The organism is Amycolatopsis sp. NPDC051128 (assembly GCF_040682715.1).
Lineage (GTDB): Bacteria > Actinomycetota > Actinomycetes > Mycobacteriales > Pseudonocardiaceae > Amycolatopsis.
Window position 1 is genome coordinate 99,759 of record NZ_JBFBBN010000012.1, and the last position, 13,027, is coordinate 112,785.

Here is a 13,027-nt window from a genome sequence, read left to right on the forward strand (position 1 = left end):
CACTGCCCCCACCCCCACAGCCGTTAATGTCGCATTGAGGGACTTCAAGTCCCTCAATGCGACATTCACGGACTTTCGCGGTTCAGCGGCGGCGCTTGATCAGCGTGTCGACGGCGTAGCGGCCCGGGCCGATCGCCGCGAACAGCAGGAAGATCCACGAGTAGACGGCGGCGGGCTCGCCCATGTTCTGCAGCGGCAGCAGGCCCATCGGCGCGTGCACGGTGAAGTAGGCGTAGGCCATCACGCCGGACAGCAGCAGCGCGGCGGCCCGGCTGGCGAGCCCGAACAGCAGCAGCACGGCGCCGGCGAGTTCGAGCACGCTGCCCCACCAGCCGGGGAACGAGCCGAACGGGACGCCGCCGCCCTGGCCGTCGATGCCACCGAAGAAGCCGAATCCCTGCAGGCCGTGGAAGCCGAACAGGAACGAGATCACGATCCGGCTCGCGGAGACGACGACACCGGTGACCGGGTTGGTCCTGGCCTGAGCGGTGGTGGCGGTGGTCTTGGGCGCGGTGGTGGTGGTCATCGTGGGGGTTCCTTCCCTGGGTTCCTTGCCTTCTGCCTACGCGTCGACCGGGCCCCGGCCGGATCGACACCCTCGCGAAAAAATCTTGGCCGGGTTTCGGCAGACTGGGTGGATGGCGGGTGAACATGGCGGGTAAACATGGCGGGTAAGCGCAGTGCCGGGCTCCTGGTCCACCGCGGGCGGGGCGACGCCGTCGAAGTGCTGCTCGGGCACATGGGCGGGCCGTTCTGGGCGAAGAAGGACGCGGCCGCGTGGTCGCTGCCGAAGGGCGAGCTCGATCCGGACGAGCCGCCGGAGCGGGCGGCGCGGCGCGAGTTCGAGGAGGAACTGGGCCTGCCCGCGCCCGACGGCGAGTACGTCTCCCTCGGCGAAGTGAAGCAGTCGGGCGGCAAGGTCGTCACGGCGTGGGCGGTCGAGGCGGACCTCGACCCGGCCGCGGTGGTGCCCGGGACGTTTTCGATGGAGTGGCCGCCGCGCTCGGGGAAGCTGCAGGAGTTCCCCGAGGTGGACCGCGTCGAGTGGTTCGATCTGGCCACCGCGCGGGAGAAGCTGGTGAAGGGCCAGCTGCCGTTCCTGGACCGGCTGCTGGCGCTGGTCAGCGGCTGAGCAGCGCTTCCAGCGGCTTCGCGGTGAACGACGGCAGCACGACGTCCGCCTGGCCGAAGTCGAGGCTTTCGGTGATCGCGTTGGGCACGGCGACGCAGGTCAGCCCGGCGGCCTTGGCGGCGGTGACGCCGTGCGGGGTGTCCTCGAAGGCGATGGCCTCGCCCGCGTCGGCGCCCAGCGCATCGAGTGCGGCGAGGTAGAGGTCCGGGTCCGGCTTGGCCCGGTGCCGGTCCCCGGTGAGGACGGCGTCGAAGTAGCCGTCGATGCCGAGCCGTTCGAGGTGCGGGTTCACCCAGGCCCCGGACGAACTGGAGGCGACGGCCAGCTTGAGGCCGTGCCCGGCCGCGGCCTCGAGGTAGCCGAGGACGCCTTCGCGGGGACCGAGGGCGACGAGGAGCTCCATGACCCGGGCTTTCGTGACCGGGCGCAGCGCCTCGGGGTCGATGCCCGGGGCGTACTCGGCGAGCAGCGCGAACATCGCGGGCGTGGTGTGCTGCGTGCCGATGACGGCGTACCAAGCTTCCAACGGCAGTTCGGCGCCGTGTTCGCGGAAGGTCTCCTGCCAGCACCGCAGGACGGCGGACTCGGTGTCGGCGAGCGTGCCGTCGAAGTCGAAGACCAGGGCGCGGGTGGGCACAACTGCACCCTGCCCGCTAGGTGATCGTTCAGGCAAGGGAGTTGTGACGAGCCCGAAAGGCCCGCATGGCGTCTTCGCCGCGTAGGGCGAAGACGACCTCTTCGATCGTGCCAGGTTCGGCTTCGGCGACGGCGGTGAGCGCGATCTCGGCAGCCGACTCCAGGGGCCAGCGGTAGATCCCGGTGGAGATGGCGGGGAAGGCGACGGTCCTGGCACCGAGCTCCCTGGCGACTTTCAAGGCGTTGCGGTGGCAGTCGGCCAGGAGCCCGGAGCGGTCCTCGGTCGTCGACCACACCGGGCCCACGGTGTGCACGACCCATCGGGCGGGCAGCTTCCCGGCAGTGGTGGCGACGGCTTGGCCGGTCTTCAGTCCTCGCCCGTAGTGCCCGGCCCGCAGCTTCCGGCAATCGGCGAGGATCTCGGGGCCACCCTTGCGGTGGATGGCCCCGTCGACCCCGCCCCCACCGAGCAGCGAGGAGGTGGCGGCGTTTACGACGACGTCGACCTCGAGGGTGGTGATGTCGGCGTCGACGATCCGGATGCGCATAGAACCGATGCTGCCGGAGATACTGGCTCGGTGCTGCTGGATTTCATCGCGGAGCTGGCGACCGAGGAATATCTCCTGGCACCGGCGGACCCGGGCGCCCAAGCGCGGCAGAACACCTGGCACCTCGGGTGGAATCGGCGCGACGGGCCGAAGTGACGACCGAACAGGTCGTCGCCGCCTTCGAAGCCGTCGCGCAGGCCCTCGACGTGCGCCTGCGCCCGGCCGGACCCGCGACTTTCTACGTCTGGCACGACGAGCAGGTCGGCGCCCTCAAGTCCTCGCTCTCGTCGCTCCGGCCCGACGAGTTGCTCTTCGGGGTCGGATACGAGCCGACCGGTGATCTGGCGTCGATCGTCGAGGCGTTCCTCGCCGATCCGAGCCCCGGCTTCGTGCCGTGGACCGCGCTCGAGCCGGTCGCGGCCTCCGAGCCCGAACCGCCGCCGCCGCGGCCCTTTCCCGTCTGGGTGCGGACGATCGCCGCCTAGCCGAGGAAGAACTCCGTCAGCACCGGGGCCAGCGCCGGCGCCTTCACGATGTGCGTCTGATCCGGCAGTGTCCGGTACTCCGCCGCGGGCAGGACCTTGGCCAGCGACGCCACGCTGTTGCGCATCCAGTCCGGGCTCCGGCCGCCGTCGATCGCCAGTGCCGGGATCTTGACCTCCGGCCAGGCGGCCGGCAGGGGACGGCCCGACTGGTGGTCGCCCATCACCGTCGTGTCGTACGGGATCGTGTGGGCCACCCGCTTGAGCTTCGCCCAGAACGGCATGAGCCGCATCATCGCCACCGTCGCCTTGCCCAGGCCGACGCCTTCGGTCATGAACATCTTGACCGCCTGGCCGCGTTTTCCTTGCTTCAGCGCCTCATTGAGCCGGGCCGGGTAGTCGGCCGGGACGCGGGGGCGGGTGTCGTCGACGATGAACGGCGGTTCGTACAGCGCCAGCTTCGTCACCGGGAGGCCATGGTTGACCGCTTCGAGCGCCAGCGCGGCACCCGAGGAGATGCCGAACAGGAACACCTCCCCGCCCGCTTCCTTGATGAGCGCGGCGAGGTCTTCGACCTCGCGCCCGACCGTGTACGGCCCGGTGTCGGTGCTTTCGCCGCGCCCACGGCGGTCGTAGGTGTAGACGGTGAAGTGCGTGGCGAGTTCCTTCGCCAGCGCGTCGTTGATCGACGAGCCGCGGTAGGACATCGCGCCGTCGACGAGGACGAGCGGGGGGCCGGACCCGATGCTGGTGTAGGCGATCTTCGTGCCGTCGGCGGAAATCATGGTGCTCATGGGAGTTCTCCTAATCAGGCGACGGCGCGCCGCGTCAGGTGGGCGGACGTCGTGGCGAGCCACGTCCAGGCGATCGCCACGGCCGCCCAGAAGCCGAGGGTGACGGCCGGGCTCGTCGATCCGGACGCTACGCCCGCGAAGCCCGCGAGGAACAGCAACGCGCTGATCCGCGAGTACCACGCCCGCGCGGGTGTCAGGTGCGAACCGATCGCGAAGCAGGCCGCGATCAAAGCCGCGAAACCGATGCCCCCGCAGACGAAGTGCAGCGTGCCGTGCCAGGTCACCGACGCCGGCGGCCCGGCGGGTGTGCCGAGAGGGAAGCCGTCCTGCGGGTCGGCGCGGAACACGCCCGCGCCGAGCAGGCTGAGGCCGTAGACGGCGAGCAGTCTCGGCCCCCACCGGCCGGGCAGCACCCGCCGGATCCCGGCCGCGGCGGCGATCGTGAGCAGGCCGGGGACCACGAAGTTCGTGATCTGGAGCCAGCCGAGGTCGCCGTTCGACAGGACGCTCGCGGGGTGCCGGGTGAAGTCGTAGCCGTCGCGGGTCAGGCCCTGGAGGACGCCGGTGAGGACGAAGCCGGGACCGGCGAGGATCCCGCAGGTCAGCAGGGTTCGGGTGGACGAGGTGGCGGGAGCGGGAAGCACGGTCGCGGTCATGCGGACAGCCTGACACCCGATGGTCAAAACTGTCAAGACAAAAAAATTTGTCGGTGGCTGGACCTCAGGAACGGCGCAGGGTGAGGAGCGTGATCTCGCTGGGCGCGAAGATCCGGAAGGGCGGGCCCCAGAACCCCGTGCCACGGCTGTTGTACAGCTGGGTCGGGCCGTGCCGGGTCAGGCCGGACAGCGTCGGCTGGTCGAACCGCACCAGGAAGTGGAACGGCCAGATCTGCCCGCCGTGCGTGTGACCGGAGATCTGCAGGTCGACGCCCGCCTCGCGGGCTTGGGTCACCTGCTTCGGCTGGTGCGCCAGCAGCACCACCGGGACGTCGGCGGGAGCGCCGTCCAGCGCGCGAGCCAGGTCGGGGCCGTGGCCGGGCAGGCCGGACGCGGTGCCGGTCGGGTCGTCGATGCCGGCGAAGAGGATGCGGTCGCCGCCGCGTTCGAGCAGCGTCGAGCGGTTGTGCAGGGTGTCCCAGCCGAGCGCGGCCATGTGGTCGAGCCAGGCCTGCGCCTCGCCGAAGTATTCGTGGTTGCCGGTGATGTAGAACCGCCCGAGCCCGGCCTGGACGCCGCCGAGCGGGTCGACCTGCTTGCGGCGCCGCGCCACCGAGCCGTCGGCGAGGTCGCCGGCGTGGCAGACGACGTCCGCCTCCAGGGCGTTCACCGCCGCGACGACGTTCTCCGACCACTTCGTCCGGTCGATCGGCCCGAAGTGGGTGTCGGTCAGCACGGCGACGCGCAGGCCGTCGAGGCCGGGGCCGAGGCGCGGGATGACGACGTCGACCGCCTTCACCGGCGGCACGCGCATGGCGACGCGGTTGCCGTGCACGAGCAGCGAGACGGCGACGAGCGCGGCCGCGCCCGCGACGATCCGCGACCGCGCCGGGTCGTCGACGCCGAGCAGCGCGACCCGGAGCACCAGGCTCAGCACGGACCAGCTGAACAGCACCCAGATCACGGCGAGGAGCGAGTCGCCGAGGCGCGCGGCGCCGTCGCGCTGGCGCTTCCCGTGGCCGCGGACCATGGCGACCGGCATGGCCACCAGGCCCAGCGCGAACAGCGCGGTGCCGGCGATCGTGCCCGCGACGCCCCAGTCCGGCGCGAGCACGAGCGTCCACCAGGGGACGGCGAACAGCAGGAGCAGCGCCAGGATCGGCACGACGACTAGTTGACCTCTCATCGAACCAGGTTACAGCCCATCGGGCTGTTACTGCGCCGTTCGTTACTGACCCGACCACAGCAGCAGCAGGAGTCCGGGAGCTCGCTGTTCGCCGGCTGCCTGCCGATGCTGCGGCAGCTGCCGTCGCGGCGGAACGGGCACTGCTACGGCGTGGCTCGTGAGCGGCGCCAATCCTCGACGGCCTCTTCGACGTCCACCAGCGCCACCGTGAGCGGCGGCCCGCCGAGGTGGGTGCGGTAGGCCAGGCGGATCCGCTCGTTGAGGTCCTCGACGAGCTCCCGCACCTGCCGTTCGGTGCGCTCCCCGGCGAGCCGTCCGGGCAGGTCCTGGACTTCGCGCTTGAGCGCGAGTGCCGGTGGCAGCAACTCCTTCGTGTCGTGGCCGCCGGCCCGGACCTGCCGGAGCACCCAGTCGGTCGCCGCGTCGTTGCCGGTGGGCTTCGGCAGCGGCTTCCCGGTGCCGGGCAGGTCGTCGAACTCGCCGCGGGCGCGGGCTTCGTCGATCTGCCGGTCGACCCACCAGCGGAAGGAGACCTTGGGCGGTTTGCGTCGGGTCATGCTTCCAGAGTGCCAGGTGGGGAGCCCTGTCCGGGTAGGATCGCCGGCGGAGGAGCGAGGGGAGCGCATGACCGTCGAACGCACTGGCGCCGAGGACGTCGACCGGACGCTCGCGTTGCTCTGGCGCGCCCGTGGCGGTTCCGCCGAACCGACGAGGGGCCGCCGGCCCACGCTGACGGTCGAGCGGATCGTCGCCGCGGCGATCGCGGTCGCGGACGCCGACGGGCTGGCCGCCGCGTCGATGCACCGCGTCGCGAAGGAACTCGGCGCCGGCACGATGACGCTCTACACCTACGTGCCCGGCAAGGCCGAGCTGGTGGATCTGATGGTCGACGACGTGCTCGTCTCCCGGCGGCTGCCCGGGCCGGGCGAGCCGCGGCCCGGGGACTGGCGCGAGCAGGTGGCGCTGTACGCCGAGCGGACCCGGGAGGCCTACCGTGCCCACCCGTGGCTGTGCGAGGTGTCGCGGGTCCGGCCGCCGCTCGGGCCCGGCCAGCTGGCCGGGCAGGAGTACCTGCTGTCCATCATGGACGATCTGGGGTTGCCGCCGCGGCAGGCGGTCGCGGCGGCCAACGGGATCGGCACGTACGTCGACGCGAACGCCGCGCTCGGCGCGGAGAACACCCGCCTCGAGCGCAGCACCGGCCAGTCGACCGACGCGTGGTGGCACCAGCGGTCTTCGTTCTGGGAGAAGTACTTCGTGGTCGACGCGCACCCGGCGATGAACCGGATCTGGCTCGGCGGCGGGTTCGACCAGAGCGCGAAGGCACAGGGTGACTCGGCGTACGAGTTCGGCCTGAACCGCATGCTCGACGGCATCCAGGCCATGGTCGGCTAGCGCCGCGTCGCAAGTTGTTCGACGTTCGGGCCGAGCGCCCCAATGTGGCGTTGGGTGCGTTGAGCGCACCCAATGTGGCGTTCGGTGCGTCAGACGCAACCAATGCCACATTGGGGCGCAACGTCGGGCCCTGTCAACGAACCTCGGACGCGCGCGACACTAGTGCCGGCTCCGCCACCGCGACCGGCGCCGCTCCTGCCTGGGCACCGACGGCACCGACGGTGCCGGCGGCTCGCCGCGCAGGATGTCCCGGCACACCGGGTCGAACCGGCCGGGCGCCTCGATCATCGGCGCCGCGAGCACCACGTGCCCGCACACCGCCCGGAACCGCCCGTCGTGCCGTCCCGCCGCGAACTCGTCCTCGGTGACGGCATGGGTGTAGCCGTCGGTGTCGCAGCGGATGTGCACCAGGAACGGCTCCACCGGGCTCACCCCGTCGGGCTGGTGGTCGTGGATTCGGTCGGGGAGTCCGTCGAGGCGGCGGGGGACGCCGCGGTCGACGTCGTGGCCGGCGGTGTGGTGCCGTCCGTGTTCGCCGGCGTCGTCGGGGTGGTCGGCGTCGTCGGAGTGGTCGGAGTGGTCGGAGTAGTCGGCTTGGTGGACGTCGTGGGCGTCGTGGAGCCCGGCGTCGACGGCGGTGTGGTGCTGCCCGGCGGCGTCGTCGTGCCCGGCAGCGAGCCCGGCGGCTGGACGACCACCGGCGGGGCCGGCGGTGCGGGCGGTGCGGGCGCGCCGACCGGGCCGCCCGCCGCGGCGGCGTCCGGGGCGTCGGGCGCGCCGATCGGCACCTCGCTGTCCGGCAGCTGGGCCACGCCGCCACGGTAGGCCGCGGCCCACGCCATCACGGTGTCCACATAGGACTGCGAGTTGTTGTAGCGGCGCACGGCGATGCGCTGGCCCGCGTCCGTCGAAAGGTCCAGTCCTCCCGAGCACAGGTAGCGCGCGGTGGCGAGTGCCTCGTCGTAGATGTTGTTCGGGTTCGACACGCCGTCGCCGTTGCCGTCGGAGGCGTAGCCACGCCATGTCGACGGGATGAACTGCGTCGGGCCGACCGCGCGGTCCCACCGGGTGTCACCGTCGTACTTGCCGCCGTCGGTGTCCGCGATCGCGGCGAACGCGCCGGCGCCGTTGAGCACCGGGCCGAGGATCGGCTCCAGGGTGTCGCCCGCCGCGTTGACGTAGCCGCCGCGCGCGTGGTTGGACTCGATCCGGCCGATGCTCGCGATCAGCGCCCAGTCGAGGTGGCAGTTCGGCTGCTCCTTGGCAATGATCTCGGCGGCGTTCTTGTACGCCCTGAGCATGCTCGCCGGGATGCCGAGCGGCCCGGAGATGCCCGCCGAGCCGGCCCGCCCGCCCGGCACGACCAGCGGCTGGGGCAGCGGCGGCTGGGGCAGGCTGCCGTCGACGGCGATCGGGGGCATGACGATGTTCGGCTGCTGCGCCGGAGCGGCTTGGTCGGGCAGGGCGGTCCCGGTCCCGGCGTCGGCGACGACGACCGGCGCGGGCAGGCCCGTGGTGGTCAGCGTGGGCAGCACGACGAGCGCCCCACCGGCGAGCGCGGCCGCCGTCCGGCGGACCGAACGCGTGCTCCTGCGACGTGGCCGATGTTTCGGCATGCTCGTCCCCGCTTCCCTCGATCTCCGCTGATCGCCTCACCCGATCGGCCTCACCCACCGGTACTGACCGGTAGGAGCAAGCTATCCGATGGAACCGAACTTTGGCGAATGGAACAGGGAAATCGAGGCGTGACGAAGAAGTTCATCCCAATGGCACAAAACCTTCGGTTGAATCTGTCACATTCACGAGGACTTGACGGTACGCTCAGCTCGCTTCGCCCAAGCGACGCCGGGGACGGCGATCCCCGCGGCGCGTCCCGTCCGGAGAATACCGCCGGACGAGCGGATCCGACGGCGTCGCGCTGAAAGTTTTGCCGGGACGCGGTCACGCGGGCCTTCGACGCCAAGGCGATCGGGCCGCTGACGCCTGCCGAGCACCTCGGCCCGTGGTGGCCGGCTCGGTTGACGGTGGTGAACGAGCCTTTACACGAACCTGAACGATTCCTATGATCTGCCGACCGGACGCGCCGCCGACGTCCGGTCGGCCCAAGGTGGAGGGTTTGATGGCACGTACGGCTCCGCGCCGAGAGCAAGTCACCGTCGCCGAGCTGCTGGGCCGGTCGGCCGCGCCGCGCGACCGTTTCGGCTCGGAGGACACGCTGGTGCTCCCGCGGGCGCGGCACCGGGAGAAACCGCAGGTCCTCCGTTCTCTGGCCCGGCTGCGGGTGATCTCCGTGGTCGCCGGCGCGCTGGCACTGACCGGCGGGGTCAGCGCGGCGGTGTCGATGCCGGTGGAGCGGAGCGCGGGCCCGGCCCGGCCGCCGGCGGGTCTGGAACCCCTGCCGGTCGCGCTGGTGCCGTTGCCGGCGGACGTCGTCATCCCGCCGGCCAAGGTGACTCCGGAATCCGTAGCGCCGTCCGCCGAACCGCCCGTTATTACCCCGGCCGTCGTAGATCCGGAAACGAATTCCGGAAGTTCCCCGGGTCGTCGCGGGAAACTCGCGAGGGCGGTCCAGGTCGTGGGCAAGGCCAAGGCGATGGCGAAACCGAAGCCGCCGCGTGCCGCGGCGCCTTCGGTGCGGCACGAGATCCCGGAGGTCCCGATGTGGTCGCGCGGGCGTCCTGCCGTCCCGGACCACCAGATGACCTTTTCGGGCCGCCGCCCGGCCGGGTTTCCGGGCGGTGGGCACCACGGCTGTGGCGGTGGCCGTCACCGCCGCTGAGGCTACGACTCGAGCGGGATCTGGTACTGCATGAACCCCTTGTCGAGCGCGACCTGGTCGTAGAGGCGCCGCGCGGTGGTGTTCGACGTCTGCGTGTGCCAGTAGACGCGAACGCATCCCCGCGCCCGCGCCCAGTCGGCGACGGCTTCGATCAGGGCCCGGCCGACGCCCTGTCCGCGAGCCTTGGTGTCGGTGAAGAGGTCCTGCAGGTAGCAGACGTCGGCGGAGGTGGTGCTGACGTGGGTGAAGAAGTGGACGATGCCGACGAGTTCGCCGTCGAGCCGCGCGCCCAGCGCGTGCATCCGCTCGCCGCTCCCGAACTCCCGCCACGCGCGGTCCATCCACTCCGGTGCGAGCGTCCTGCCGTAGAACGTGTTGTAGCCGGCGAACAGGTTTTCCCAGGCCGCGCGGTCTTCTGTGACGAGGCCCCCAATAGTGATCACGCGACGAGGCTAACGTGCGGGTTGACCGGTTCGATGGACAGACCGGACACAACTGGCCAGTAAGGGTGACGAACCCGAATCCGATTCATAGGATCGAGGTCCCGGCCGGCCGAAACACGTGGAGGTTCCCGATGGCGCGCACGGCGCACCGTGCCAGTGGCAGGCCCGTCACGGTGGGGGAGCTGATGCTCCGGCCGGATGTCCACGGCAGGCGCCGTCCCGAGGACCTCGAGGTGCTCGAACTCGCCTATCGGATGCGCCGCCGGATCGGCCCGGAGCCGGCTGCCGCGCGCGTCCCGTCACCGCGTGCCCGCGCGTTGGCCGTGGTCACCGGGCTTTGGCGGCGCAAGCACCGGTAGGCCCGTCGACTTACCCCGAACGAGAAGAGCGGCAGGAAACCGGAATCGGCGCTGCCGACCACGACCACAAGCAATCACAGCGGCACCGATTCCCCACACCGCGGCGAAGCCGAATCTTTGCACCCAGCGGAAACTCAGCGATGAATGGCGACCGCGAGTGCGGTGGCCAGCGCTCGATGCCCAGCAGCGGTGGGATGAACATCGCAGCCACCACCAGGCAGCTTGATCAGCAGCCCGGCCGCGCACGGGTCACCACCAGCGCGCAGCGAAGCCAGCCAGAAAGCGGTGAAGCCGTCGGCGACAGTGCCGCGGTAACGACGCGTCACCCCGGCCACCGCGGCATCGATCGCCTTCACCCGGGTGACCTGCGCGGGATCGCGGTAGTCGAGCGAGTAGTAAGACACGAGTACCAGTTCACCGCGGTAGTGCGCGCGTTCGCGCACCGCGCCGAGGATCGCGGCGAGGTTCCGGCTCACCTGGCCGAGCGCGGCCTGGAAGTCCGGCCCGGTGCAGTGGTCCGGCGTGGTGTTCTGGCACAGGAACATGTCATTGGCGCCGATGGTCAGCGTGACCAGCCGGGTGTCGGGGTGCGCGCGCAGGTACTGCACGGCGTAGTCGATTTGCGTGCCCGCGTAGGCGACGTGCAAGGGGAACAACGTGCGGTACCCGCTCGGGGAGCCGAGGGAGTTCTCGCAGCCGTTGCTCTGCGCGCCGGCGGTCAGCATGCTCGCCGTCGTCTCGCCGGGGCAGGACGCGTTCGCGAGCCGAAGCTTGCGTAGCGCCGCGTACTTCTCCGCGTAGCCGCTGAAGTTGGCCGCGTTCAGGTAGTCCGAAGGAGGTGTGACGGCGCCGGGGCGGTAACCGAACGCGACGGAATCGCCGAGCGCGAGGTACCGGCCGTGATAGGCGGTCGCCTCCGCGGGCGCCGTCAGCAGGGTGCTCACCGCGACGGCTACCGCCGCGCCGGCCAGGAATCGGCGGAAAGTCCTGTGCCTGAACCGCATGTCCGGATCCCCTTCCCCGCACCGTCGCGTGGCCGAAACCGATTGTGCCCCAGGCACCCCGGTTCCGGCCACGCTTTCGGGCGTCAGAAGCCGATCGTCGACGGCGGTTTCGGTCCGGCGATCCGGGCCTGCGGAGTGCCCGGCTCGACCGCGGCGCAGTGCGTGCCCTTGGCCGGGAGCTTGCCGCTGATCAGGTAGTCGTCGGTCGCCTTGGTCACGCACTGGCTGTTCTTGAAGTACGCGCCGTGGCCCCAGCCGTCGTAGGTGAGCAGCGTGCTGCCGCTCTGCCGGGCCGCCGCCTGCGACCACGCGTACGGCGTCGCCGGGTCGTGGCGGCTGCTCACCATCAGCAGCGGCGGTGCGCCGTGCACCTGGAGCGGGTGCTGCGGGTTGCTGGTCCGGTTCGGCCAGCCGATGCAGCCGGTGACCGCCGCCCAGCCCAGCGAGTTGATCTTGACGTCCGGCGCGAGCGCCGCGGCCGCCCGGCGGTAGGTCTCCAGTTCGGCGAAGTTGTGCACCGGCAGGCGCCAGTCGTCGCAGAAGACGCTCTGGAAGACGTTGTTGACCGGGGTGTCCGCGCTCAGCTGCGCCGAAGTTCCGGTGCCGTCCGCGAAGGACTTGAACACCGACGCGAGCCGATCCCAGCTGGGGCCGTAGAAGCTGCCCTGGATGATCGAGGCGAGGGTCAGCGGCGTGACCGGCTCGCCGCTCCGCGGGTCCTTCAGTTCGCCGCGCGCGGCTTTGTCCTGCAGGTCACGTGTCACCTTGGAGACGTCCTGGCCGTGCAGCGCGCAGCTCGGCGTCCGGTCGCACCAGGCGGTGAACTCGCGGAACTCCGCCTGCACCGACTGGGTTTCGCTGTTGAGGAAGTCCCACGCGGTGAACTGGGAGTGGTCCATGTTGCTGTCGAGCACGAGCGCGCGGACCTTGTCCGGGAACTGCTCGGCGTACTGCTGGCCCATCAGCGTGCCGTACGAAACGCCGTAGTAGGTCAGCTTCCGTTCGCCGAGCGCGACGCGGATGGCGTCCATGTCCCGCGCGACGCTCTTGGTGTCGCCGAAGTGGGCCAGCGGCCCGGTGATCCGGTCGCAGCTCTCGCCGAGTTTCCGGTTGTACGCCGCGAGCTGCTCGAACTCGGCCTGGTTGCGCGGCACCTCCGGGTGATCGGCGATGAGTTCGTCGAGCCCGCACTGGATCGGGGTGCTATCCCCGACGCCACGCGGGTCGAAGCCGACGGTGTCGAACCGCTTGGTGATCTCGGCCGACAGCGTCCAGCCGGCCTTGACCTCACCCGCGCCCGGCCCGCCGGGGCCGCCCGGGTCCATCAGGATCGAGCCGATCCGGGCCTGCGGGTCCGTCGCCTTGCGCCGGGCGAGCGCGATGGTCGTGGTGCCCCGGTCCGGGTGGGCCCAGTCGATCGGCACGGTGACCGTGCCGCAGTCGACGCCGGGCGCGTCGGCGCACGGCTGCCAGTTGACGGACTCCGCGGCCGACGCGGGCGCCGCCGTCAGCAGGCTGCCCAATACCGCCGTTGCCGCCGCGGCCGTCAGCAGCCGCTTGTGTACCCCCAGCATCGCCAGCCCTTCCCCGCACCGACAGTGGTTGACCGGCTC

General features: G+C 71.1%; 18 protein-coding genes. 6 read left to right on the plus strand and 12 right to left on the minus strand.

What is annotated here, in order from left to right; translation table 11 throughout:
- Window positions 1-82: 82 nt before the first annotated feature.
- A complete protein-coding gene (locus AB0M82_RS15440; protein ID WP_364721851.1) occupies window positions 83-526 on the minus strand; it encodes a DoxX family protein in 444 nt (147 codons plus the stop codon).
- A gap of 138 nt (window positions 527-664) precedes the next feature.
- Between AB0M82_RS15440 and AB0M82_RS15445 the strand changes: the two genes are divergently transcribed.
- Window positions 665-1,132, plus strand: coding sequence for an NUDIX domain-containing protein (locus tag AB0M82_RS15445; RefSeq protein ID WP_364721853.1), 468 nt, complete (start codon window positions 665-667; stop codon window positions 1,130-1,132).
- Here AB0M82_RS15445 and AB0M82_RS15450 read toward each other — a convergent pair.
- Window positions 1,122-1,769: an HAD family hydrolase gene (locus AB0M82_RS15450; protein WP_364721855.1), complete on the minus strand. Its 648-nt coding sequence runs from the start codon at window positions 1,767-1,769 to the stop codon at window positions 1,122-1,124. The two genes, AB0M82_RS15445 and AB0M82_RS15450, sit on opposite strands and share 11 nt — an antisense overlap.
- Before the next feature lie 28 nt (window positions 1,770-1,797).
- On the minus strand, window positions 1,798-2,316 hold the full coding sequence (locus AB0M82_RS15455) for an O-acetyl-ADP-ribose deacetylase (protein ID WP_364721857.1): 519 nt from the start codon (window positions 2,314-2,316) through the stop codon (window positions 1,798-1,800).
- Between the two features lie 30 nt (window positions 2,317-2,346).
- On the opposite strand from AB0M82_RS15455, the gene AB0M82_RS15460 reads away from it, so the two are divergent.
- Together AB0M82_RS15460 and AB0M82_RS15465 are read left to right on the plus strand one after the other, a co-directional pair.
- Window positions 2,347-2,472: a hypothetical protein gene (locus tag AB0M82_RS15460; RefSeq protein WP_364721859.1), complete on the plus strand. Its 126-nt coding sequence runs from the start codon at window positions 2,347-2,349 to the stop codon at window positions 2,470-2,472.
- Entirely contained in the window at window positions 2,469-2,801 is a 333-nt protein-coding gene (locus tag AB0M82_RS15465; RefSeq protein WP_364721861.1) for a hypothetical protein, read from the plus strand. The genes AB0M82_RS15460 and AB0M82_RS15465 overlap by 4 nt, the downstream gene beginning before the upstream one ends.
- Here AB0M82_RS15465 and AB0M82_RS15470 read toward each other — a convergent pair.
- The 4 genes from AB0M82_RS15470 to AB0M82_RS15485 all read right to left on the minus strand — a co-directional run bounded on the left by AB0M82_RS15470 (window position 2,798) and on the right by AB0M82_RS15485 (window position 5,991).
- On the minus strand, window positions 2,798-3,592 hold the full coding sequence (locus AB0M82_RS15470) for an alpha/beta hydrolase (RefSeq protein ID WP_364721863.1): 795 nt from the start codon (window positions 3,590-3,592) through the stop codon (window positions 2,798-2,800). The two genes, AB0M82_RS15465 and AB0M82_RS15470, sit on opposite strands and share 4 nt — an antisense overlap.
- A 14-nt stretch (window positions 3,593-3,606) precedes the next feature.
- The gene (locus AB0M82_RS15475; protein ID WP_364721865.1) at window positions 3,607-4,248 is read right to left on the minus strand and encodes a DUF998 domain-containing protein; all 642 of its coding nucleotides are present in this window, start codon (window positions 4,246-4,248) and stop codon (window positions 3,607-3,609) included.
- A gap of 64 nt (window positions 4,249-4,312) precedes the next feature.
- Entirely contained in the window at window positions 4,313-5,434 is a 1,122-nt protein-coding gene (locus AB0M82_RS15480) for a metallophosphoesterase (protein ID WP_364721867.1), read from the minus strand.
- A gap of 143 nt (window positions 5,435-5,577) precedes the next feature.
- A complete protein-coding gene (locus AB0M82_RS15485; protein WP_364721869.1) occupies window positions 5,578-5,991 on the minus strand; it encodes a DUF1992 domain-containing protein in 414 nt (137 codons plus the stop codon).
- Between the two features lie 67 nt (window positions 5,992-6,058).
- On the opposite strand from AB0M82_RS15485, the gene AB0M82_RS15490 reads away from it, so the two are divergent.
- The gene (locus AB0M82_RS15490; protein ID WP_364721871.1) at window positions 6,059-6,829 is read left to right on the plus strand and encodes a TetR/AcrR family transcriptional regulator; all 771 of its coding nucleotides are present in this window, start codon (window positions 6,059-6,061) and stop codon (window positions 6,827-6,829) included.
- A 159-nt stretch (window positions 6,830-6,988) separates the two neighbouring features.
- On the opposite strand, the gene AB0M82_RS15495 is transcribed toward AB0M82_RS15490, so the two are convergent.
- Together AB0M82_RS15495 and AB0M82_RS15500 are read right to left on the minus strand one after the other, a co-directional pair.
- Window positions 6,989-7,252, minus strand: a complete 264-nt coding sequence (locus tag AB0M82_RS15495; protein WP_364721873.1) for a hypothetical protein — start codon at window positions 7,250-7,252, stop codon at window positions 6,989-6,991.
- A gap of 5 nt (window positions 7,253-7,257) precedes the next feature.
- A complete protein-coding gene (locus AB0M82_RS15500) occupies window positions 7,258-8,445 on the minus strand; it encodes a lytic murein transglycosylase (protein ID WP_364721875.1) in 1,188 nt (395 codons plus the stop codon).
- A 503-nt stretch (window positions 8,446-8,948) separates the two neighbouring features.
- Here AB0M82_RS15500 and AB0M82_RS15505 point away from each other — a divergent pair.
- A complete protein-coding gene (locus AB0M82_RS15505; RefSeq protein ID WP_364721877.1) occupies window positions 8,949-9,608 on the plus strand; it encodes a hypothetical protein in 660 nt (219 codons plus the stop codon).
- 2 nt (window positions 9,609-9,610) lie between these two features.
- On the opposite strand, the gene AB0M82_RS15510 is transcribed toward AB0M82_RS15505, so the two are convergent.
- Window positions 9,611-10,051 carry a GNAT family N-acetyltransferase gene (locus AB0M82_RS15510; RefSeq protein WP_364721879.1) on the minus strand — a complete coding sequence of 147 codons (441 nt, stop codon included), beginning with the start codon at window positions 10,049-10,051 and terminating at the stop codon, window positions 9,611-9,613.
- A gap of 131 nt (window positions 10,052-10,182) precedes the next feature.
- Between AB0M82_RS15510 and AB0M82_RS15515 the strand changes: the two genes are divergently transcribed.
- Entirely contained in the window at window positions 10,183-10,410 is a 228-nt protein-coding gene (locus tag AB0M82_RS15515; RefSeq protein ID WP_364721881.1) for a hypothetical protein, read from the plus strand.
- A gap of 134 nt (window positions 10,411-10,544) precedes the next feature.
- On the opposite strand, the gene AB0M82_RS15520 is transcribed toward AB0M82_RS15515, so the two are convergent.
- Together AB0M82_RS15520 and AB0M82_RS15525 are read right to left on the minus strand one after the other, a co-directional pair.
- Window positions 10,545-11,414, minus strand: a complete 870-nt coding sequence (locus AB0M82_RS15520) for a GDSL-type esterase/lipase family protein (RefSeq protein ID WP_364721883.1) — start codon at window positions 11,412-11,414, stop codon at window positions 10,545-10,547.
- 83 nt (window positions 11,415-11,497) lie between these two features.
- Window positions 11,498-12,988: an alpha/beta hydrolase gene (locus AB0M82_RS15525; RefSeq protein ID WP_364721885.1), complete on the minus strand. Its 1,491-nt coding sequence runs from the start codon at window positions 12,986-12,988 to the stop codon at window positions 11,498-11,500.
- Window positions 12,989-13,027: the final 39 nt, after the last annotated feature.

Excerpts from the sequence above, each read along its gene's own strand:
- AB0M82_RS15440 (WP_364721851.1), bottom strand. The coding sequence starts at position 526 with ATGACCACCACCACCGCGCCCAAGACCACCGCCACCACCGCTCAGGCC.
- AB0M82_RS15445 (WP_364721853.1), top strand. The coding sequence starts at position 665 with ATGGCGGGTAAGCGCAGTGCCGGGCTCCTGGTCCACCGCGGGCGGGGC.
- AB0M82_RS15455 (WP_364721857.1), bottom strand. The coding sequence starts at position 2,316 with ATGCGCATCCGGATCGTCGACGCCGACATCACCACCCTCGAGGTCGAC.
- AB0M82_RS15470 (WP_364721863.1), bottom strand. The coding sequence starts at position 3,592 with ATGAGCACCATGATTTCCGCCGACGGCACGAAGATCGCCTACACCAGC.
- AB0M82_RS15475 (WP_364721865.1), bottom strand. The coding sequence starts at position 4,248 with ATGACCGCGACCGTGCTTCCCGCTCCCGCCACCTCGTCCACCCGAACC.
- AB0M82_RS15480 (WP_364721867.1), bottom strand. The coding sequence starts at position 5,434 with ATGAGAGGTCAACTAGTCGTCGTGCCGATCCTGGCGCTGCTCCTGCTG.
- AB0M82_RS15485 (WP_364721869.1), bottom strand. The coding sequence starts at position 5,991 with ATGACCCGACGCAAACCGCCCAAGGTCTCCTTCCGCTGGTGGGTCGAC.
- AB0M82_RS15490 (WP_364721871.1), top strand. The coding sequence starts at position 6,059 with ATGACCGTCGAACGCACTGGCGCCGAGGACGTCGACCGGACGCTCGCG.
- AB0M82_RS15500 (WP_364721875.1), bottom strand. The coding sequence starts at position 8,445 with ATGCCGAAACATCGGCCACGTCGCAGGAGCACGCGTTCGGTCCGCCGG.
- AB0M82_RS15505 (WP_364721877.1), top strand. The coding sequence starts at position 8,949 with ATGGCACGTACGGCTCCGCGCCGAGAGCAAGTCACCGTCGCCGAGCTG.
- AB0M82_RS15515 (WP_364721881.1), top strand. The coding sequence starts at position 10,183 with ATGGCGCGCACGGCGCACCGTGCCAGTGGCAGGCCCGTCACGGTGGGG.
- AB0M82_RS15520 (WP_364721883.1), bottom strand. The coding sequence starts at position 11,414 with ATGCGGTTCAGGCACAGGACTTTCCGCCGATTCCTGGCCGGCGCGGCG.
- AB0M82_RS15525 (WP_364721885.1), bottom strand. The coding sequence starts at position 12,988 with ATGCTGGGGGTACACAAGCGGCTGCTGACGGCCGCGGCGGCAACGGCG.